This window comes from Stenotrophomonas sp. JAG2, from assembly GCF_041080745.1.
Taxonomy (GTDB): domain Bacteria; phylum Pseudomonadota; class Gammaproteobacteria; order Xanthomonadales; family Xanthomonadaceae; genus Stenotrophomonas; species Stenotrophomonas maltophilia_AA.
Genome location: NZ_JBEUMH010000007.1, coordinates 256,749 through 276,646, shown reverse-complemented (window position 1 = coordinate 276,646; position 19,898 = coordinate 256,749). Strand labels below are relative to the sequence as shown.

General features: G+C 67.2%; 17 protein-coding genes and 2 riboswitches. Of the genes, 11 read left to right on the top strand and 6 right to left on the bottom strand.

Annotated elements, in window-relative coordinates; translation table 11 throughout:
- Nucleotides 1–92: 92 nt before the first annotated feature.
- Nucleotides 93–1,742, top strand: coding sequence for a chaperonin GroEL (gene groL, locus AB9O74_RS11635; protein WP_176988040.1), 1,650 nt, complete (start codon nt 93–95; stop codon nt 1,740–1,742).
- 132 nt (nt 1,743–1,874) lie between these two features.
- On the opposite strand, the gene AB9O74_RS11630 is transcribed toward groL, so the two are convergent.
- A complete protein-coding gene (locus AB9O74_RS11630) occupies nt 1,875–2,774 on the bottom strand; it encodes a LysR substrate-binding domain-containing protein (protein ID WP_369349396.1) in 900 nt (299 codons plus the stop codon).
- 173 nt (nt 2,775–2,947) lie between these two features.
- Between AB9O74_RS11630 and AB9O74_RS11625 the strand changes: the two genes are divergently transcribed.
- The 6 genes from AB9O74_RS11625 (at nt 2,948) to aroG (ending at nt 7,764) form a co-directional block, all read left to right on the top strand.
- A complete protein-coding gene (locus AB9O74_RS11625; RefSeq protein WP_369349395.1) occupies nt 2,948–3,583 on the top strand; it encodes a glutathione S-transferase family protein in 636 nt (211 codons plus the stop codon).
- 16 nt (nt 3,584–3,599) lie between these two features.
- Entirely contained in the window at nt 3,600–4,649 is a 1,050-nt protein-coding gene (locus AB9O74_RS11620; protein ID WP_369349394.1) for an LLM class oxidoreductase, read from the top strand.
- A 177-nt stretch (nt 4,650–4,826) separates the two neighbouring features.
- Nucleotides 4,827–5,321 carry a MarR family winged helix-turn-helix transcriptional regulator gene (locus AB9O74_RS11615; RefSeq protein WP_369349393.1) on the top strand — a complete coding sequence of 165 codons (495 nt, stop codon included), beginning with the start codon at nt 4,827–4,829 and terminating at the stop codon, nt 5,319–5,321.
- Nucleotides 5,318–6,058 (top strand): DNA alkylation repair protein, encoded by a 741-nt coding sequence (locus AB9O74_RS11610; protein WP_369349392.1) that lies wholly within the window; start codon nt 5,318–5,320, stop codon nt 6,056–6,058. The genes AB9O74_RS11615 and AB9O74_RS11610 overlap by 4 nt, the downstream gene beginning before the upstream one ends.
- Nucleotides 6,059–6,072: 14 nt before the next feature.
- The gene (locus AB9O74_RS11605) at nt 6,073–6,420 is read left to right on the top strand and encodes a DUF6616 family protein (RefSeq protein ID WP_176988045.1); all 348 of its coding nucleotides are present in this window, start codon (nt 6,073–6,075) and stop codon (nt 6,418–6,420) included.
- Between the two features lie 270 nt (nt 6,421–6,690).
- Nucleotides 6,691–7,764: a 3-deoxy-7-phosphoheptulonate synthase AroG gene (aroG, locus tag AB9O74_RS11600; RefSeq protein ID WP_369349391.1), complete on the top strand. Its 1,074-nt coding sequence runs from the start codon at nt 6,691–6,693 to the stop codon at nt 7,762–7,764.
- A gap of 69 nt (nt 7,765–7,833) precedes the next feature.
- Here the strand turns inward: aroG and AB9O74_RS11595 are convergent, their stop codons facing one another.
- The 4 genes from AB9O74_RS11595 to AB9O74_RS11580 all read right to left on the bottom strand — a co-directional run bounded on the left by AB9O74_RS11595 (nt 7,834) and on the right by AB9O74_RS11580 (nt 16,047).
- Nucleotides 7,834–10,959 (bottom strand): efflux RND transporter permease subunit, encoded by a 3,126-nt coding sequence (locus AB9O74_RS11595; RefSeq protein WP_369349390.1) that lies wholly within the window; start codon nt 10,957–10,959, stop codon nt 7,834–7,836.
- Complete coding sequence (locus tag AB9O74_RS11590; protein ID WP_369349389.1) at nt 10,956–14,063, bottom strand: MdtB/MuxB family multidrug efflux RND transporter permease subunit; 3,108 nt, start codon at nt 14,061–14,063, stop codon at nt 10,956–10,958. Before AB9O74_RS11590 ends, AB9O74_RS11595 begins: the two co-directional genes overlap by 4 nt.
- Nucleotides 14,060–15,175: an MdtA/MuxA family multidrug efflux RND transporter periplasmic adaptor subunit gene (locus tag AB9O74_RS11585; protein ID WP_369349388.1), complete on the bottom strand. Its 1,116-nt coding sequence runs from the start codon at nt 15,173–15,175 to the stop codon at nt 14,060–14,062. The genes AB9O74_RS11590 and AB9O74_RS11585 overlap by 4 nt, the downstream gene beginning before the upstream one ends.
- Nucleotides 15,176–15,429: 254 nt before the next feature.
- Complete coding sequence (locus tag AB9O74_RS11580) at nt 15,430–16,047, bottom strand: trimeric intracellular cation channel family protein (protein ID WP_121040317.1); 618 nt, start codon at nt 16,045–16,047, stop codon at nt 15,430–15,432.
- Nucleotides 16,048–16,138: 91 nt separating this feature from the next.
- Nucleotides 16,139–16,230, bottom strand: a riboswitch (glycine riboswitch).
- An 8-nt stretch (nt 16,231–16,238) separates the two neighbouring features.
- Nucleotides 16,239–16,332: riboswitch (glycine riboswitch) on the bottom strand.
- Nucleotides 16,333–16,376: 44 nt separating this feature from the next.
- Between AB9O74_RS11580 and AB9O74_RS11575 the strand changes: the two genes are divergently transcribed.
- From AB9O74_RS11575 to AB9O74_RS11565, 3 genes are all read left to right on the top strand, one after another.
- Nucleotides 16,377–16,646, top strand: coding sequence for a GIY-YIG nuclease family protein (locus tag AB9O74_RS11575; protein ID WP_176988051.1), 270 nt, complete (start codon nt 16,377–16,379; stop codon nt 16,644–16,646).
- A gap of 86 nt (nt 16,647–16,732) precedes the next feature.
- Entirely contained in the window at nt 16,733–17,077 is a 345-nt protein-coding gene (locus AB9O74_RS11570; protein WP_176988052.1) for a ribonuclease E inhibitor RraB, read from the top strand.
- A 53-nt stretch (nt 17,078–17,130) separates the two neighbouring features.
- Nucleotides 17,131–17,565: a nuclear transport factor 2 family protein gene (locus tag AB9O74_RS11565; RefSeq protein WP_176988053.1), complete on the top strand. Its 435-nt coding sequence runs from the start codon at nt 17,131–17,133 to the stop codon at nt 17,563–17,565.
- Nucleotides 17,566–17,613: 48 nt separating this feature from the next.
- Here the strand turns inward: AB9O74_RS11565 and AB9O74_RS11560 are convergent, their stop codons facing one another.
- On the bottom strand, nt 17,614–18,906 hold the full coding sequence (locus AB9O74_RS11560; protein ID WP_176988054.1) for an NAD(P)/FAD-dependent oxidoreductase: 1,293 nt from the start codon (nt 18,904–18,906) through the stop codon (nt 17,614–17,616).
- Nucleotides 18,907–19,068: 162 nt separating this feature from the next.
- On the opposite strand from AB9O74_RS11560, the gene AB9O74_RS11555 reads away from it, so the two are divergent.
- Nucleotides 19,069–19,830, top strand: a complete 762-nt coding sequence (locus AB9O74_RS11555; RefSeq protein ID WP_123730048.1) for an NYN domain-containing protein — start codon at nt 19,069–19,071, stop codon at nt 19,828–19,830.
- The last annotated feature ends 68 nt before the right edge of the window (nt 19,831–19,898 follow it).

Genomic DNA, 19,898 nt, shown 5'->3' with positions numbered 1-19,898 from the left:
TCACCGGGCCTGGCCTGGTGCTGCCGGATGTTGCTTCGTTCCGTCATTCATGAAGCCGGGCATGGCCCGGCTCTACATAAAAGGTAATCGCAATGGCTGCCAAAGATATTCGTTTCGGTGAAGATGCCCGCGCCCGCATGGTGCGCGGCGTCAACGTTCTCGCCAATGCCGTCAAGGCCACCCTGGGCCCGAAGGGCCGCAACGTCGTGCTCGAAAAGAGCTTCGGCGCGCCGACCATCACCAAGGACGGCGTCTCCGTCGCCAAGGAAATCGAACTGGCTGACAAGTTCGAGAACATGGGCGCGCAGATGGTGAAGGAAGTCGCGTCGCGCACCAACGATGACGCCGGCGACGGCACCACCACCGCCACCGTGCTGGCCCAGGCCCTGATCCGCGAAGGCGCCAAGGCCGTCGCGGCCGGCATGAACCCGATGGACCTCAAGCGCGGTATCGACAAGGCCGTGATCGCCGCCGTCGCCGAGCTGAAGAACATCTCCAAGCCGACCGCTGACGACAAGGCGATCGCCCAGGTCGGCACGATCTCGGCCAACTCGGACGAGTCGATCGGCAACATCATCGCCGAAGCGATGCGCCGCGTGACCAAGGAAGGCGTCATCACCGTTGAAGAAGGCTCGGGCCTGGACAACGAGCTGGACGTCGTCGAAGGCATGCAGTTCGACCGTGGCTACCTGTCCCCGTACTTCATCAACAACCAGCAGTCGCAGACCGCTGACCTGGACGATCCGTACGTGCTGCTGCACGACAAGAAGATCTCCAACGTGCGCGACCTGCTGCCCGTGCTGGAAGGCGTCGCCAAGGCCGGCAAGCCGCTGCTGATCATCGCCGAAGACATCGAAGGCGAAGCGCTGGCGACCCTGGTGGTCAACACCATCCGTGGCATCGTGAAGGTCGTGGCCGTCAAGGCACCGGGCTTCGGCGATCGTCGCAAGGCGATGCTGGAAGACATGGCCGTGCTGACCGGCGGCACCGTGATCTCCGAGGAAATCGGTCTGTCGCTGGAAAAGGCGACGATCAAGGACCTGGGCCGCGCCAAGAAGGTGCAGGTCTCCAAGGAAAACACCACGATCATCGATGGCGCCGGCGAGAAGGCCAACATCGAAGCGCGTGTCACCCAGATCAAGACCCAGATCGAAGACACCTCGTCGGATTACGACCGCGAGAAGCTGCAGGAACGCGTGGCCAAGCTGGCCGGCGGCGTTGCCGTGATCAAGGTCGGCGCCTCGACCGAAATCGAAATGAAGGAAAAGAAGGATCGCGTCGACGACGCCCTGCACGCTACCCGTGCAGCCGTTGAAGAAGGCGTGGTCCCGGGCGGCGGCGTTGCGCTGGTCCGTGCGGTCACCGCGCTGAGCGGCCTGAAGGGTGCCAACGAAGACCAGAACCACGGCATCCAGATCGCCCTGCGCGCGATGGAAGCCCCGCTGCGCGAAATCGTGGCCAACGCCGGCGAAGAGCCGTCCGTGATCGTCAACAAGGTCAAGGAAGGCACCGGCAGCTTCGGCTACAACGCGGCCACCGGCGAATTCGGCGACATGCTGGAATTCGGCATCCTGGACCCGACCAAGGTGACCCGTTCGGCGCTGCAGAACGCTGCCTCGATCGCTGGCCTGATGATCACCACCGAAGCCATGGTTGCCGACGCTCCGAAGAAGGATGACGGCGCTGGCGCAGCTGGCGGCGGCATGGGCGGCATGGGTGGCATGGGCGGCATGGACTTCTGATGCAGAGGCCGGCCTTCGGTCGGCACGCATCGGAGCGGTAGGTGCCGACCGTTGGTCGGTACCCGCCAAGCGCCAAAGCAGTACGAAAAACCCCGCCGGAAGGCGGGGTTTTTTTGTGCGCGTGTCACTGGCTCACAGCGCGCTGGTCGCCGCCTCGACTTCCTCCTGCAGCCAGCACAGGAACGCCGCGATGGCCGGATTCTCCCCGGCCCCGGGCAGGGTGACAGCGTAGTACGCAAACCGCGTTGGCCACGGTTGATCCAGCACGACCGCCAGCCGCCCGCTGGCCACTTCGGATTCCACATACAGGTCACGCACCAGTGCGATGCCCTGGCCCGCTTCCGCGGCGCGGATCAGCAGCACGTCATCATCGAAGGCCGGACCACGCTCGATGCGTGGATCGGGCGGCAGGCTGAGCGCGCTGAACCACAGCGACCAGTCGCTGCGGTCTGAATCCTGCAGCAACGGGTACTGCAGGCAGTCCACGGCCGACCGGATCGGTGGGCCATCGGCGAGCAATGTCGGGCAGGCCACCGGCAACAGCACCGGCGCCGCGAGCGGGCGTGAGATCAGGCCGGGATACTCGCCGAGACCGTGGCGGATGGCGATGTCGATGCGGTCGCGACGCAGATCCGCCAGCGCCGACGACGCCTCCACGCGGACTTCGATCGCCGGATGCTGTTCCGTGAAGCGCCCCAGCCGCGGCACCAGCCAGGAGGCGGCAAAGCTGGGCACGGTGCTGATCGTCAGTGTCTGCCGCGCGTGGATGGCATCCAGCATCGCCATGCTGTCCTGGATCTGATCGAACGCACGCAGCAGGGCGGGGTGCACCTGTGCGCCGGCCGGTGTGAGTGCGACGCCCTGCCGCGTGCGGGTGAACAGCTCAACGCCGGTGCGCGCCTGCAGCAGTTTGAGCTGCTGGCTGATCGCGCCCGGGGTCACGCCCATGACCGCGGCGGCGGCCTTGAGGCTGCCATGCCGCCCGGTTTCGACGAAAGCGCGGAGTGCGAGCAGGGGAAGAACGGCGCCCATGACCTTAGATTTTCTCTCTTGAGTGCGCAGGATAAATCGTTCTACAGCACGTGTTGGCGTGCGTAGCATCGTGATCATGTTGAACCGGTCGTGTTTAGTCCAGCTGCATCGGCAGAGCCCCGATGCCGCGACCACGTTCCTCCCGTCATCCATCGCCCGCCAAGGAGACCGCTGTGTCCCCCGCTTCGCTGCACCTGTACACCGACAGCTCGCCCAACGGCTTCAAGATCACCATCGCGCTGGAAGAACTCGGCATCCCGTACGTACTGCATCACGTGCGCATCGACGCCGATGAGCACCGCCATCCCGATTTCCTTCGGTTGCATCCGCACGGCCGCATTCCGGTGCTGGTCGACGAGGCAACGCGTATCACGGTGTTCGAATCCGCCGCCATCCTGCTCTACCTGGCCGAGCAGAGCGGACGACTGTTGCCCCAGGCGCCCCGCGCGCGCTGGGAAGCGATCACCTGGTTGATGTTCCATGCCGCCAGCGTCGGTCCCATCCTGGGCCAGCGCGTGCACGCCGAGATCTTCGCAGAGGAGCGATATGCGCCTGCCATCGAACGTTATCGGCGTTTGAGCGCGGAGTTCTTCGCCACGCTGGACCAGCGCCTCACAGGCCGCACCTGGCTCGTAGGCGAGGAGTATTCCATCGCAGATATCGCCGGCTACGGATGGACCCACATCGCACAGCTCATCGGCTTCGATTTCAGCGCATACCCCCACCTGAGCGCGTGGCACGCGCGGATGTCGCAGCGGCCTGCGGTGCAGCGCGGCGTGCAGCTCCCCGAACCGGCCACCGGCCCCTGATCCAGGAATGACCACGATGAACCTGTTGACCGAAATCACTGCCACGCAGACGCCGCTGGCCGGTGCCTCCGCACCTGCCTTCGCCCGGCATGCCGGCTACCAGCGCATGTTCCGCGAAGGCGCACTGACGCTGGGCGTGTTCCTGCCGTTGCGCTTCTACCAGGGCGACATGCAGGTGCTGGCCGGCCAGGCCGATCTGGTCGCACAGCTGGACCGTGACGGCTTCGCCGCGACTTGGGTACGTGACGTGCCGCTGTTCGATCCCCTGTTCGGCGATGCCGGGCAGGTGTTCGATCCGTTTACCTATCTGGCCTTCCTGGCCGCGCGCACGGAGCGGCTGGCGCTGGCCACCGGCAGTGCGATCTTCTCGCTGCGGCACCCGATCGATCTGGCCAAGTCGGCCACCACCATCGACCAGCTGTCCGGTGGGCGGCTGGTGCTGGGCATCGCTTCCGGCGACCGCCCGGTGGAGTTCCCGGCGTACGGTCTGGAGCACGCCGACCGCGGCCAACGCTTCGCCGACTCGGTGGCGTACGTCAGGCAGTTGATGCAGACCGGTCCGCTGCATATCGATTCGCCACTGGGCGCGCTGCAGGGTGTGGAGCTGTTGCCGAAGCCGGTGGCCGCTGCGATCCCGCTGCTGGTGACCGGCACCTCGCGGCAGACCTTGGACTGGGTGGCACAGCACGCCGATGGCTGGCTCACCTATCCAGACGCGACCCACCACGCAGGCGGTCCGCAGCGCCTGGCCGACAAGATCCGGGCGTGGCGTCGTCTGATCCCCGACGGTGGCTTCCGCCCGCACGTTACCAACGAATGGCTGGATCTGGTCGATGATCCGAACCATCCGCGTAACCCGATCAATGGGGGCTACACGTTGAAGACGGGGCGCAACGGATTGATCGATCTGCTCGGCGAGTGGCAGCGCGCCGGCGTGAACCATGCTGCGCTGGGCATCCAGTTCTCGCAGCGCCCGGCGGCCGAGGTGCTGCAGGAACTGGCCGAGTACGTACTGCCGTTGTTTCCTTCGCATGACGGACCCTCACCGGCCAGCACGCGCTGGTAGGCATGCCCACCGCTCCGCCCTCAGCAGCGGCACCTCTGAGGCGGGAGCAAGCGTCCTTGCGGGTGATCCTGTTGCCGATCTTCACCTGTCACCAGCAGTGCGTAACGTGCGGCGGGCCTTCCACATGCCTTGCAGTGACGATATGATTAGCCGCCGTACTATTCCGGATCCGCCTGCATGCTGGAAATCAAACACCAGGCCTTCCTGACCGAACTGGAGCGACGTGGCCAGCCGGACGCGGGTGAGTTGGCGTTGTGTTTCCAGGTGCTGTCGCTGGCCAGCGCGATCGATCAGGATTGCGCGAGTCGCCTGGCCCCGCTCGGACTGAGCGAAGGACGTTTCGTGCTGCTGTTCCTGCTGCGTGGCGCCGACACCGCGCTCTCGCCCCACCAGTTGGCCGAGCGCGCCGGGGTGACCCGCGCCACCATCACCGGCCTGCTCGATGGGCTGGAGCGCGAGCAGCTGGTGAGCCGTCACAGCGATCCGGAGGACAAGCGGCGCATCCATGTGCAGTTGACCGCGGCAGGCCAGACCCTGGCCGCGCAGCTCTTCGACCAGCAGACGCACTGGATCGCCTCGTTGTTCGCCGACATCAGCCCCAGCGAGCGCCGCACGCTCGGCATGCTGCTGCAACGCGTGTGGTCGCGCACCGACGCGGGGCGCGCCGCATGAAACAACCCATCACCCGCGAGCGACGCGGGCAGCTGGATCGTGGTGAAACCGAAGCCACCCATCTGGCCGAAGTGCTGGCAGTGGACTTCGCCAAGCTCATGGCCAATATCGCGCCCGGCCTGCCAGCCTCGGCGATCACCCCGATGCGCAACGCGGCCAAGCGCGGCATCACGCTGCGCATGCAGGGTGCCGCCACCCTGCTGCGCGTGCATGGACACGGTGACCACGCGCCGTGGTCGCGGCACACCAGCGACACCGTGCGTGGCTGGGCCTGCTATCTGATCGGCAGCGATCCTGCCTTGTCGCTGGAGCTCAAGCTGGATGCGCTGCGCCCGCTGGCCGATGACGCGCACTTCGGCGTGCGTGAGTGGGCGTGGCTGGCGGTACGTCCGCATGTGGTGGCCGAGCCGCTGCGCGTGCTGTCGCACCTGCACGACTGGACCACCGACGCCTCACCCAATGTGCGCCGGTTCGCCTGCGAAGCGCTGCGCCCGCGTGGCGTGTGGGCCACGCACATCACGCTGTTCAAGCAGGAACCACAGCAGGCCCTGCCGCTGCTGCAGGCGCTGTGCTGCGACGCCTCGCGCTACGTGCAGGACTCGGTGGGCAACTGGCTCAACGACGCCGGCAAGACCCAGCCGGACTGGGTCCGCGCGCTGTGCGGCGAATGGCAGCAACAGCACGCCGACGATCCGGCCAACACCTACATCCGCAAGCGCGCGCTGCGCTCGCTCTGACCTCAAGGAATGCCATGTCGCACATGTTGATCGAGCTGTACACCGCCACCCCTGCCTGGACCGCGCTGGATCCGGTATCGCGCGGCGCCTTCTTCGCCCGCATCGGGGCCGGCATGCAGCACGTGGATCCGGCCCGGATCACGCCGGTGGCGATGGGCCGCATCGAGCAGGACGTGCCGCACACCACGGCCGAGCAGTTCTATGCGGTGTGGCAGTGCGCCGAGCGGCTGGATGCCGATGCCCTGCTGGCGGCGATCGGCGCCACCGGCTGGCATGAGTATTTCACCACCACCCATGCGCTGGGTGCCGCGGGAACCCTGCAGCAGCATCTGGCCGAGCTGGCGGCGCTGCCGCGCGGGTGATCGGGCGGTGGGGCGGATGACGGCTGAACGCTCATCGCAGTTGCGAATGAAACAGTTGGCACCTCCAAACCCCTGTGTTATCAATACTCCCCAATGAACGCACGCCCCGCCAATTCCTACTTTTGGTATTACTTTCCGAAGCCACCGGCGGAGGAAGGCATGCGCTCACCCTGAAGAAACCTTCAGACGCATTCCCGAAAGCCGCCAGCGCACCTGGCGGCTTTTTTGTTGCCGCCGCGCTGGGGACCCCCACTTCCAAGGAGTTACCCCATGCCCCCCCATACCGACGACCTGCGCATCCGCAAGATCGAACCGTTGACCCCGCCGGCACAGCTGCTGGCGATGCTGCCCTGCGACGATGAAGCCTCCGATACGGTCAGCGCCTCGCGCGCGGCCCTGCACGAGATCCTGCACGGCCGTGATGACCGCCTCGCGGTAGTGATCGGCCCGTGCTCGATCCATGACCCGGTGGCCGCCATCGAATACGCACAGCGCCTCAAGCCGCTGCGCGATGCCTTTGCTGACGAGCTGGAAATCGTCATGCGCGTGTACTTCGAGAAGCCGCGCACCACGGTGGGCTGGAAGGGCCTGATCAACGATCCGGACCTGGACGGCAGCTTCAACATCAACAAGGGCCTGCGCGTGGCGCGTGGCCTGCTGCGCGACATCAACAAGCTCGGCCTGCCGGCCGGCGTTGAATTCCTCGACGTGATCTCGCCGCAGTACATCGCCGACCTGGTCGCCTGGGGCGCGATCGGCGCGCGGACCACCGAAAGCCAGGTGCATCGCGAACTGGCCTCGGGGCTGTCCTGCCCGGTAGGGTTCAAGAACGGCACCGACGGCAACATCAAGATCGCCGCCGATGCGATCGGTGCGGCCTCCAATCCGCATCACTTCCTGTCGGTGACCAAGGAGGGCGGCACCGCCATCGTCGCCACCGCCGGCAACCCGGATTGCCACGTGATCCTGCGCGGCGGCAAGACGCCGAACTACGATGCCGACCACGTTGAAGCGACCAGCCAGACCCTGGCCAGGTCGCACCTGGCCGCGCGCATCATGATCGATGCCAGCCACGCCAACAGCAGCAAGAATCCGGAGAACCAGCCGAAGGTCATCGCGGACATCAACGCCCAGCTGGCCAATGGCGAAGAGCGCATCGTCGGTGTCATGGTGGAGAGCCATCTGGTGGCCGGCCGGCAGGACCTGGTCGACGGCCAGCCGCTGACCTACGGGCAGAGCATCACCGATGGCTGCATCGGCTGGGACAGCTCGCTGGCGGTGCTGGAAAGCCTGGCCGAAGCGGTGCGTGCGCGGCGGGCGGTGCGGATCAGCGAAGCGGCATAAGCGTGCGTTTATCCGGGGTAGAGCCACCCCATGGGTGGCTGCGTACAGCGCCGCGACGCTTCATGCAGATCATGCAGAAGCAGCCACGCATGGCGTGGCTCTACCCCTGGGGTGTCGCGCGTTCGATGAGCACGCGGCGCGCCTCAGCTTCGCCAACGCAAGATAGATCGCCGGCGTGGTGTACAGGGTCAGCCACTGGCTGACCAGCAGGCCGCCGACAATCGCAATGCCCAACGGCTGACGCATCTCCCAGCCCTCACCGGTCGCCAGCATCAGCGGTAACGTGCCCAGCAGGGCCGCCACGCTGGTCATCAGGATCGGTCGGAACCGCAGTCGTGCCGCCTCGCAGATCGCGTCGTATGACGACAGGCCGCGCTCGCGTTCGGCCGACAGTGCGAAGTCGATGATCAGGATGGTGTTCTTCATCACCACGCCCACCAGCAGGAACAGGCCGAGCAGCGAGATCAGGTTCAACTCGTTGCCGAAAGCCATCAGCGCCAGCAATGCGCCCACGCCCGCCGAGGGCAGGGTGGAGAGGATCGCGAGTGGCTGTACGAAGCTCTCGTACAGCACGCCCAGCACCAGATACACCGCCAGCATCGCGCCGAGGATCAGCCACAGCTGGCGCTCGCGCAGCTTCTCGAAGCCACCGGCCTCGCCACTGAGCCGCGCCTGCACATGGGTGGGAAGCATGATCCTGGCCATGGCCTGGTCCACCGCTTTCACCGCCTGGTCGAGGGTGACGCCGGGCGCCAGCGCGAACTCGATCCAGACCGAGGCGAACTGCTGGCTGTGATAGATCCGGTCCGGCGCCATGCCGTACGCCCACCGCGCGATGGACGACAGCGGCAGGCGCTGGCCGTCCTTGCCGATCACATGGATCTGCTCCAGCGTGGAGGGATCCTGGGTGTAGCGCGGGTCCAGCTCCATCACCACGCGGTACTGGTTGAGGGTGTCGTACAGCGTGGCGACCTGGCGCTGGCTGAAGGCGTTGTTGAGCACCGAGGCGATCATGCGCATGTCCACGCCCAGGCGTGCCGCGGCATCGCGGTCGATGTCGAGCACCACCTGGCGCATGCCTTCATCGCCCTTGGATTCCACATCGACCAGCTCGGGCAGGGCGCGCAGTGCATCGGCCACCCTGGGCGTCCATTGCCTGAGCGGCTCCAGCTCGCCGGAGAGCAGCTGGAACTCGTACTGGCCGCTGTCGCCGCTGCCTTCCAGCTTGATGTCCTGGTCCACCCACAGGAACATGCCGCCGCCGGGAATCTTCGGCATGTTGGCGCGCAGGCGGTCGATCACCTGCTGGCTGGAGACCTTGCGCTCGGCCAGCGGCTTCATCTTGATCATGATGAAGGCGTTGTTGACCCCGCTGCGGCCACCGATGTACCCGATGATGTCGCTGATCGCCGGGTCCGCCAGCAGCAGTTTGCGGTAGGCCTCGATCTTGGGCTGCATGACCTGGAACGAGAGGCCGTCGTCGCCGCGCGCGAAGCCACGCAGCTGCGCGGTGTCCTGCTTGGGCACGATGCCCTTGGGCACCTGCTGGAACAGCCACACGTTCAACGCGATCACGCCGGCGAACAGCAGCAGCGGCAGCGCGAGCCAGCGCAGCATCGTCTGCAGGCTGCCCACGTAGGCGCCGCGCAGGCGCTCGAACAGCGCGGTGCCGGCGCGCTGCAGTCCATTGCCGGGGCCGGGCCGTGCCTGACCGAGCAGGCGCGCGCACAGCATCGGGGTCAGGCTGAGCGAGACCAGCAGCGAGACGCCCATCGCTGCCACCAGGGTCAGCGAGAATTCGCGGAACAGCTTCTCGACGAAGTCATCCAGGAACAGGATCGAGATGAACACCACGGCCAGCGCGATGTTCATCGACAGCAGCGTGGCACCGACTTCACCCGCGCCGCGCAGCGCGGCGGTCATCGGCGAGGCGCCCTCCTCGCGATGGCGGGCAATGTTCTCCAGGACCACGATCGCATCGTCGACCACCAGCACCGCCGCCACGATCAGGGCCATCAGCGAGAGCGTGTTGAGCGAGAACCCGAGCAGGGCGATGATCGCCAGCGCGCCCAGCAGCGAGACCGGGATCGCCACGGTCGGCACCAGCGCCGCGCGCCAGTGGCCGAGGAAGGCCAGCACCACCAGCACCACCAGGGCGATCGCCAGCAGCAGGGTCAGTTCGGCCTCGCGCAGGGTGGCGCGGATCACCGGCGAGCGGTCCATCACCACCTGCATGTCGATGTTGGCCGGCAGCAGCGCCTGCAGCGTGTCCATCTGCGCCTGGATGGCGTCGACGGTCTCGATGATGTTGGCGTCCGGCTGGCGGCTGACGATCAGCAGCACCGCCGGGCGCTCGTTGTGGAAGCCGCTGGCGTAGCGGTCCTCGACGCCTTCGCTGATCCCGGCCACGTCCTCCAGGTAGACCGGGCGGCCATCGCGCATCGCCACGATCAGGCGGCGGTACTCGGCGGCGGTGCGCAGTTGCAGCGTGGCTTCCAGCTGCCACTGCTGGGCTTGGCTGGCCACCGTCCCCAGCGGCTTGAGCGCGTTGGCATTGCGGATCGCCGCGGCGATGTCGTCCAGCGCGATGCGGTGGTGGTTCAGTGCATTGGGATCCAGCGACACGCGCACGGCCGGCAGCGAACTGCCGCCCACCTGCACCTCGCCGACGCCGGGAATCTGCGCCAGCTTCTGCGCGATCACGGTGGAGGCCACGTCGTAGATCTGCCCCGGCGAGAGGCTGTCCGAGCTCAACGCCAGCGCCATGATCGGCGCCTGCGAGGGATTCACCTTGCGGTACTGCGGCATGCCCGGCATGCCGCTGGGCAGCTGCGCGCGCGCCGCGTTGATCGCCGCCTGCACGTCGCGTGCGGCATCGTCCACGTTGCGGCCAAGCGCGAACTTCAACTCGACCTGGGTCGAGCCCTGGGTACTGGCCGAGTCGATCCCGGTCAGCCCCGGGATGGTGCCCAGGGCACGTTCCAGCGGCGTGGCGACGTTGGCCGCCATCGATTCGGGGCTCGCGCCGGGCAGGCTGGCACTGACGTTGATCGCCGGGTAGTCGACCTGCGGCAGCGGCGCGACCGGCAGCAGGCGCAGGCCGAGCAGGCCGGCCAGCACCACCGCCACCGCCAGCAGCACGGTGGCCACCGGATGCTGGACGAACCAGCCAATCGCCCGCGACAGCGGACTCACGCCAGCGCCTCGTCAGCCTCGTCGGTCACCGGCGCGGGGCGCTGGCGGAAGCGGTCGAAGAACAGATAGATCACCGGCGTGGTGAACAGGGTCAACACCTGGCTGACGATCAGCCCGCCGACCATGACCAGGCCCAGCGGCTGGCGCAGCTCCGCGCCCGAGCCACTGGCGAACATCAGCGGGATCGCGCCGAACAACGCGGCCAGCGTGGTCATCAGGATCGGGCGGAAGCGCAGCAACGCGGCCTGATGGATGGCCTGACGCGGCGCCATGCCGTGCTCTCGCTCGGCCTCCAGCGCGAAGTCGATCATCATGATCGCGTTCTTCTTGACCAGCCCGATCAGCAGCACGATGCCGATCACCGCGATCAGGTCCAGGCTGCGCCCGCTGACCAGCAGGGCAAGCAACGCGCCCACCGTGGCCGAGGGCAGAGTGGAGAGGATGGTGATCGGGTGGATGAAGCTCTCATAGAGCACGCCCAGCACCAGGTACATCACCACCACCGCCGCCAGCACCAGCCACAAGGTGCTCGACAGCGACGCGCGGAACGCATCGGCCGCACCCTGCAGGCGCAGCTCCACGCTGGTCGGCAGTCCGATCGCCGCGCGTGCGCCCTCGATCGCCTCCACCGCTTCGCCCAGCGACGCCTCCTGGGCGAGATTGAACGAGAACGTCACCGCCGGGAACTGGCCGACGTGGTTGATCAGCAGCTGCGCGGGGCGCTGCTCGATCCGCGCGATGCCGCCCAGCGGCACCTGCCGTCCGTCCGGCCCGGTGACATGCAGGCGGGCGATCGCATCCGGGCCGAAGGCCACGTCCGGGCGCGCTTCCAGCACCACGCGGTACTGGTTGGCCTGGGTGAAGATGGTGGAGATCTGGCGCTGCCCGAACGCGTCGTACAGTGCGTCGGCGATGGTCTCCACGCTGATCCCCAGGCGCGCGGCAGCCACGCGGTCGATCACCACGTGCGCCTGCAGACCCTGGTTCTGCAGATCACTGGCGACGTCGGCCAACGCCGGTGCCTGCTGCAGATGCGCGAGCAGGCGCGGTGTCCACGTTTCCAGCTGCGCGATGTCCGGGCTGGTCAGGGTGAACTGGTACTGGGTCCGGCTGATCCGGTCCTCGATGCCCAGCTCCTGTACCGGCTGCAGGTACAGCTTGATGCCCGGCACGTGTGCCACGCGCTGCTGCAGCCGCGCGATGATCGCCTGCGCATCGGCGTCGCGCTGCGCGTGCGGTTTCAATTCGATCAGCAGGCGCCCGCTGTTGAGCGTGGCATTGTTGCCATCCACGCCGATGAACGAGGACAGGCTGGCCACGTCCTCGTCGTCCAGCAACGCCGCCGACAGTGCCTGCTGGCGCTGCGACATCGCCTGGAAGGAGATCGACTGCGGTGCCTCGCTGATGCCCTGGATCAGCCCGGCATCCTGCACCGGGAAGAAGCCCTTGGGCACCCACATGTACAACAGCGCCGTCAGCACCAGCGTGGCCACGGTCGCGGCCAGCATCAGCGGCTGGCGCTGCAGCACCCAGTGCAGCTGGCGGTCGTAGACCGCCACGACGCGGTCGAAGGGATCGCCCTGCTGCGCAGATTCGTGCCCGTGGGCATCGCGACGGGTGGCATGCCCGGCCTTGAGCAGGCGCGCGCACATCATCGGCGTCAGCGTCAGCGAGACCAGCAACGAGATGCCGATCGCCACCGCCAAGGTGATTGCGAACTCATGGAACAGCTTGCCGACCACGTCGGCCATGAACAGCAGCGGGATCAGCACCGCGATCAGCGACAGGGTCAGCGAGATCAGGGTGAAGCCGATCTGCCTGGCGCCCTTGAGTGCCGCCTGCATCGGCGTGGCGCCGCGCTCCAGGTGGCGGGCGATGTTCTCCAGCATCACGATCGCATCGTCCACCACGAAACCGGTGGCGATGGTCAGCGCCATCAGGGTGAGGTTGTTGAGCGAGAAGCCGGCCAGCAGCATCACCCCGAACGTGCCGACCAGCGACAGCGGTACCGCGATGCTGGGAATGATCGTGGCCGGGATGTTGCGCAGGAACACGAAGGTGACCATCACCACCAGTGCGATCGCGATCAGCAGCTCGTGCTGCACGCCGCGGATCGAGGCGCGGATCGATTCGGTGCGATCGCTCAGGATGGCCACATCCACACCGGCCGGCAGCGAGGCCTGCAGCTGCGGCAGCAGCGCACGCACCTGGTCGACCACGGCGATCACGTTCGCGCCGGGCTGGCGCTGGATGTTGATCAGCACGGCCGGGGTGGTGCCCGACCACGCGGCCAGCTGGCGGTTCTCGGCGCCGTCCTCGATGGTGGCGACGTCGCCCAGGCGCAGCGGTGCGCCGTCCTTCCAGGCCAGGATCAGGGCACGGTACTCGGCCACCGAGCGCATCTGGTCGTTGGCATCGAGCATGATCGCGCGGGTCGGACCGTCGAAGCTGCCCTTGGGCATGTTGACGTTGGCCGTGCCGATCGCGGTGCGGATGCTGGCCATGCTCAGGCCGTTGGCGGCCAGCGCGGACGGATTGACCTGGATGCGGACCGCCGGACGCTGACCGCCGGCCAGGCTGACCAGGCCAACGCCGGGCAGCTGCGAGAGGCGCTGCGCCATGCGCGTATCGACCAGATCGTGCACCTGCGGCAGCGAGAGCCCCTGCGAGGTCACCGCCAGGGTCAGGATCGGGGTGTCGGCGGGATTGACCTTGCGATACACCGGTGGCACTGGCAGATCGTCAGGCAGGAAGCTGTCGGCGGCGTTGATCGCGGCCTGCACTTCCTGTTCGGCCACGCCGAGCGCGACCTCCAGCGAGAACTGCAGGGTAATCACCGACGCCCCGCCGGAGCTGGTCGAGGACATCTGTTTCAGGCCGGGAATCTGCCCGAGCTGGCGTTCCAGCGGCGCAGTGACCGCGCTGGTGGTGACCTCCGGGCTGGCGCCGGGATACAGCGTGGTGATCTGGATGATCGGGTAATCGACCTGCGGCAGCGCCGCGACCGGCAGCAGGCGGTAGGCCATCACGCCGGACAGCAGCAGCGCCACCATCAGCAGCGTGGTCGCGACCGGGCGCTCGATGAAGGGGCGCGAGAGGTTCATGCGCCGGTCCGCGGCGGGTCCTGCTCCACCACCTCGACCTTGGCGCCGTCGCGCAGGCCGTCGATGCCTTCCACCACCACACGCTCGCCGGCTTTGAGTCCTTCGCGCACCGAGACACGCTCCCCATCGGCCGGGCCGAGCACCACGTTGCGCAGGTGCGAGGTGGCATCTGCGGCGATCACGTAGACGTAGCTGCCCTTGCTGCCGAACTGCACGGCCGCGTTCGGAATGACCACCGCATCGCTGCTGCTGACCTGGAGGCGCACGTTGACGAACTGGTTGGGGAACAGCGACTCATCGGCATTGGCGAACTGCGCGCGCAGCTTCAGCGTGCCGGTGGCGGTGTCGATGCGGTTGTCCAGGCTGGAGAGCACGCCGTCGCCGAGCGCGGTGCGCTCTTCGCGGTCCCAGGCTTCCACGGTCAGCTGCGGATTCGCGCGTGCCGCGGCGACCACCGCCGGCAGGTCCGGCTCGGGCACGGTGAACAGCACGCTGATCGGGATAGTCTGGGTGATGGTGGCCAGCGGTTCGGTATCGCCACTGCGTACCAGGTTGCCGACGTCCACGTTGCGCAGGCCCATGCGCCCGGCCACCGGCGCGGTGATGCGGGTGTACTGAAGTTGCAGGCGCGCTTCATCCACGGCCGCCTGGTCGGTCTGGCGACGGCCCTGCAACTGGCGCACCTTGCTCTGCTGATCACTCAGGTCCTGCGCGGAGACGAAGTGTTTGCTCTGCAGTTCCGTGAAGCGCTTGAGCTGGCTCTCGGCGTTGTCGAGCTCGGCCAGGTTCTGCTGCTGGGTGCCCAGCGCACGCGACAGCTGTACCTGGAACGGGCGCGGATCGATCTCGGCCAGCAGCTCGCCGGCCTTGACGTGCTGGCCCTCGGAGAACGCCAGCCGCAGCAGCTCGCCATCCACGCGGCTGCGGATACCCACCGTATGCAGCGGCGTCACCGTACCGAGCGCCTTCAGGCGCACCACCAGGTCTTCCTGCTGGGCGGTGGCCACACGTACCGGGGTCGGCTGCGGGCCACCGGCCGGGCCGGCGGCGGGCGCGGGCGAGAGCAGCTTCCACGCGGCGAGGGCGGCCAGGCCGACAGCAGCGGCGATCAACAACGGTTTGGCGGAACGACGGCGAGACGACGGGGGCGTTGAAGCGGACATACGCATCCTGCGCACCCTCCACCGGAGCAGTGCGTCCATGGGGACCAGCCAACAGCGGCGGGTCAACGGGGGAGAGGGTGTCTGGCGGGGCAGCGGGTGGAACACCGCCGCGTGGCTGGATGCCGTTCGAACGGAACGGGAGCGCCATGATACAGGGCCGCGCCGCTCAAGCTCCCGTGACCTTGGTCATGCCCGTGGGCGCGTCAATGCACCTCGTCGCGGTACACGAACTTCGGCATTTCCCATTTGAAATGGATCGCCAGCAGGCGGAACAGGAAGCCGCCGCCCAGGCACCACAGCGTCGCCGCGTTGAGCGACACGCCGAGTTCCAGCAGCGCCAGGTAGGCCGCCCCGGTGAGCAGGGTGATCACCGCATACAGTTCTTTCTGGAAGATCAGCGGCACCTCGTTGCACAGCACATCGCGCAGCACGCCGCCGAACGCACCGGTGAGCATGCCGGCGATCAGGATGATCGGCACGGTGTGCCCGCCCTCGCGTGCGACCGCGCAGCCGATCAGAGTGAAGGCGATCAGACCCAGTCCATCGAGCACCAGGAAGGTCCGGCGGAAATGATGCATCCAGCGGGCGACCCAGGTGGCGATCAGTGCCGCGCAGATGGTGAAGCCCAGGTATTCCGGATGTTTCACCCAGCCCAGCGGGTAGTGGCCGAGCACGATGTCGCGCAGCGAGCCGCCACCGAGCGCGGTGACGCAGGCGATGATGACCACGCCGAACAGGTCCATGCGGCGGCGGCCGGCCGACAGGGCGCCGGTCATGGCTTCGGCCGAGATGGCGATGAGGTAGATCAGGGAGAGCAGCATGGGGGTGGCTCCGGGGACACGGCAGGCGGGGACGGAAACGCGCACGCGTCACGCCAGCGCTGCTGCACTGTCGTGGGTGGGATTCCGTTGCCGCTCCCGCTGTCCTTTTGCCTGAGAGTTCGGTGGCCAAGGCCACGTGCCCCTTCGGCGGGTCATTGAAGACCTCTCTCCAGATCGGCGTGTCGGATGCATGGTTGGTGGCTGTGCAGCCACCGGCCTGAGCGATTATGGGAGCCTGCGCCTTCGGCGGGCGCCAGCGCGGCGCCTCTCTCCTGCATCCGGGGCGGATTCTAGCAGCCGCCGGGCCTGCACCGGGCGATAATCCCGGTATGCCCGCTGAACCCGCCCTCTGGTACCTGTACCTGCTTGAATGCCGCAACGGCAGCTATTACGCCGGCATCAGCAACGACGTGGACGCGCGCTTCCAGGCCCATCTGGCCGGCAAAGGGGCGAAGTACACGCGGGCCAACCCGCCGGTGAAGGTGCTGGCGATGCGTGCCTACCCGGACCGCGCGGCGGCCTCGAAGGCCGAGTGGCAGCTCAAGCGGCAACCGCGGGAGCGCAAGCTGGCATGGCTGGCGCTGCCTGATTCCACGTAGCTCCGCGCGCGGGTTGTTTGGGGCTCCGCTGGGGGCATACCATCGAGCATCGTTCGTTGATCCGCTTGCCCAAGCCTTGGAGTCCCATGTCCCGCGATCTGTCGTTGTACCCGGAAGATGAGAATGGCGATGTGCTCTGGAACATGCTGCAGGACGGCGACGATCTGACGATTCCGCGCGAGGTGGATTTCGCGCTGATCTTCCCGACCCAGGACGTGGCGATCGCCTTCGCCGTGCACCTGCTCAAGAACGACCAGAAGGTGTCCTTCGCCGCGTACGAGGGCAACGATGAGTTCCCGTGGCAGGTGGTGGTGCATCCGCTGATGCTGCCGACGCACCAGAACATCTCGGGCTTCGAAGGTCTGCTGGCCAGCGAGGCTGTCTCCTACAGCGGCCAGGTCGACGGCTGGGGATGCCTGTCCCAAGGGTGAGCCACCGCAACGCTGCGTGATCCATTCGAAGGTCCGCCTGCCGGAGAGAATCGATGTCGACGTTGTCCCTGATGCTCGCGGTTGCCACGGCCGCCACACCGGCGGTCCATGGTCCTGATCCGGCCACGGTGGCCGCCATCGAAGCGACCTGTTTCGATTATGTGGATGGGCAGCTGGAAGGAAATCCCGAGCGCGTGGCGCGCTCGCTGCACCCGGACCTGGCCAAGCGCGCGATCCTGGGCGATACGCCGGACGAGCGGCTTGGCCTGCGCCGGATGTCGAAAGAGGAACTGGTCGGGTTGACCAGGGCCGGCGCGCTGAAGACGCCGAAGGCCGCGTGGAACCGGCAGTGCAAGGTGCTCGATGTCGTTGGCAACGCCGCCTCGGTGCGGCTGGAAACCCCGTGGTTCGTGGATTATTTCCACATGGGGCGGTTCGGCGAGCGCTGGGTGATCGTCAACGCGCTGTGGTACAGCAAGCCGAAGTGAGCGATGGCAGCCAGGTGCGTCCGGCTGCCACTGTTGCGGCAAGGAAGATCAGGGCGTCGGCGGTCGTTTCGGCCGACGATCATCCTGTGCATCGCCGAAGATGATCCGCGCGCTGCGCTGATAGCTCCAGTACGCCACCGCCCAGTTCAACAGCACCACGACGCGGTTGCGGAAGCCGATCAGGAAGAACACGTGCGCGGCCAGCCAGAACCACCAGGCCAGCACGCCGGAGAGCTGCAGCCGGCCGAGGTGGACGATCGCGGCCATGCGGCCGATGGTCGCCAGGTTGCCGAAGTCCTGGTATTTGAACGGGCCCGGTGCAGGCTTGCCAGCCAGCCGTGCCTGGATCGTGGTCGCCACGTGCTTGCCCATCTGCTTGGCCGCCGGCGCGACCCCGGGCACCGGTTTGCCGTCGGCCTGGGTCAGTGCGGCGAGGTCGCCGGCGACGAAGATCTCCGGGTGGCCGTCCAGCGTGAGATCGGGCTGCACCGGCACGCGGCCGGCGCGGTCCAGCGGAACGTCCAGCGTACGCGCCAGCGGTGAGGCGGCGACACCCGCGGCCCAGACCACGGTACGGGCCTCGACGAAGCGGTCGCCGAGCTGGAAGCCTTCGGCATTGATGTCGCTGACGGGGGTGCCGGTGAGCACTTCCACGCCCAGCTTCTCCAGCTGCCGGCGCGCCTTGAGCGAGAGCACCTCGGGGAACGTCGACAGCACGCGCGGGCCGGCCTCGACCAGGCGGACCTTGGCCGAGGCGGGATCGATATGGCGGAACTCATTGCGCAGCGTGTGCCGTGCGATCTCGGCCAAGGTACCGGCCAGTTCCACGCCGGTGGGGCCACCGCCGACCACGGCGAAACTGAGCCACGCCGCCTTGCGCGCGGGATCGGGTTCGGCCTCGGCGCGCTCGAAGGCGAGCAGCAGCTTGCGGCGTAGGGCGATGGCATCGTCCAGCGTCTTCAGGCCCGGCGCATCGGCGGCCCATTCGTCGTGGCCGAAATACGCGTGGGTGGCGCCGGTGCACAGCATCAGGGTGTCGTAGGCGATCTGCGTGCCATCGGCCAGGGTCGCGGTGCGCGCCGCCTTGTCGATGTCGGTCACTTCGCCCAGCCGCACTTCAACGTTGCGCTGGTCGCCGAGGATGTGGCGCAGCGGCGCGGCGATATCCGGGGCCGACAGTCCCGCCGTGGCCACCTGGTAAAGCAGGGGCTGGAACAGATGGTGGTTGCGACGGTCCACCAGGGTGATGCGCACGTGCGCCGAGGCGAGGGCACGGGTGGCCCAGAGGCCGGCAAAACCACCACCGATGATGAGCAGGTGGGGCGTGGGATCGCGGGTCATGCTTCACTCCTTGGCGGGCGCCGGAGGGGGGCGGCGCAGGTCGTCTCGTGATGCGGCCCATGGTCGCACGTGAAGCGCGATGTTCACGTCCATGGCCGATACTGGGTTCAGGGGCCATCGCGCTTGCCCGATGGCCGATCCGATCCCCCGCTGGAGACCGAGATGTCCGAACCGGAAAAGCGCATCGCCCTGCTGATCGATGCCGACAACGCGCCCTCATCCAAGATCGATGCGGTGCTGGCCGAAGTCGCCCGCTACGGCGTGGCCAATGTCCGCCGCGCCTACGGCAACTGGAAGAGCCCGCGCCTGAAAGGGTGGGAATCGGTGCTGCACGAATACGCGATCCGCCCGATCCAGCAGTTCGCCTACAGCCGCGGCAAGAACGCCTCGGACATGGCGATGGTGATCGACGCGATGGACATGCTGTACGCCCGCAATCTGGACGGCTTCGCGATTGTCTCCAGCGATGCGGATTTCACCCCGCTGGTGATGCGCCTGCTGACCGACGGGGTCAAGGTATATGGCTTCGGCGAGAAGAAAACGCCGGAGCCGTTCGTCAACGCCTGCTCGAAGTTCACCTACATCGAGGCCCTGGGTCAGCCGCATGCAGCCGATCAGGAGGTGGAGCAGGACAACGAGGAAACCCGCCCACGCAAGAGCGGCCCGGAGCTGCGCAACGACACCCGGCTGGTGCAGATGCTGCGGCGCGCGGTGACCTCGGCCGAAGCCGAGGATGGCTGGTCGCATCTGGGACCGGTCGGCAGCCAGATCGGCAACCAGGCCTCCTTCGATTCGCGCAATTACGGGTACGGAAAACTCAGTGATCTGCTGGCCGCGACCGGCCTGTTCGAGATGAAGAAGGACGGCAAATCGACCTATGTGCGCGCGCTGCCCAAGAAGAGTGCGGCGAAGGCGGCGAAGTAACGGCGTGCGGTTGGGCGTATCGTAGCGGCACCGCGCGACCCCGGTGCCGCGCATCGCCCGATACGAGA

What these genes read in the sequence shown, in the direction of transcription:
- AB9O74_RS11565 (WP_176988053.1), top strand. Translation starts at nt 17,131, where the DNA reads ATGTCGACGTTGTCCCTGATGCTCGCGGTTGCCACGGCCGCCACACCG.
- AB9O74_RS11580 (WP_121040317.1), bottom strand. Translation starts at nt 16,047, where the DNA reads ATGCTGCTCTCCCTGATCTACCTCATCGCCATCTCGGCCGAAGCCATG.
- AB9O74_RS11610 (WP_369349392.1), top strand. Translation starts at nt 5,318, where the DNA reads ATGAAACAACCCATCACCCGCGAGCGACGCGGGCAGCTGGATCGTGGT.
- AB9O74_RS11630 (WP_369349396.1), bottom strand. Translation starts at nt 2,774, where the DNA reads ATGGGCGCCGTTCTTCCCCTGCTCGCACTCCGCGCTTTCGTCGAAACC.
- AB9O74_RS11560 (WP_176988054.1), bottom strand. Translation starts at nt 18,906, where the DNA reads ATGACCCGCGATCCCACGCCCCACCTGCTCATCATCGGTGGTGGTTTT.
- groL (WP_176988040.1), top strand. Translation starts at nt 93, where the DNA reads ATGGCTGCCAAAGATATTCGTTTCGGTGAAGATGCCCGCGCCCGCATG.
- AB9O74_RS11590 (WP_369349389.1), bottom strand. Translation starts at nt 14,063, where the DNA reads ATGAACCTCTCGCGCCCCTTCATCGAGCGCCCGGTCGCGACCACGCTG.
- AB9O74_RS11570 (WP_176988052.1), top strand. Translation starts at nt 16,733, where the DNA reads ATGTCCCGCGATCTGTCGTTGTACCCGGAAGATGAGAATGGCGATGTG.
- AB9O74_RS11620 (WP_369349394.1), top strand. Translation starts at nt 3,600, where the DNA reads ATGAACCTGTTGACCGAAATCACTGCCACGCAGACGCCGCTGGCCGGT.
- AB9O74_RS11555 (WP_123730048.1), top strand. Translation starts at nt 19,069, where the DNA reads ATGTCCGAACCGGAAAAGCGCATCGCCCTGCTGATCGATGCCGACAAC.
- AB9O74_RS11575 (WP_176988051.1), top strand. Translation starts at nt 16,377, where the DNA reads ATGCCCGCTGAACCCGCCCTCTGGTACCTGTACCTGCTTGAATGCCGC.
- AB9O74_RS11605 (WP_176988045.1), top strand. Translation starts at nt 6,073, where the DNA reads ATGTCGCACATGTTGATCGAGCTGTACACCGCCACCCCTGCCTGGACC.
- aroG (WP_369349391.1), top strand. Translation starts at nt 6,691, where the DNA reads ATGCCCCCCCATACCGACGACCTGCGCATCCGCAAGATCGAACCGTTG.
- AB9O74_RS11615 (WP_369349393.1), top strand. Translation starts at nt 4,827, where the DNA reads ATGCTGGAAATCAAACACCAGGCCTTCCTGACCGAACTGGAGCGACGT.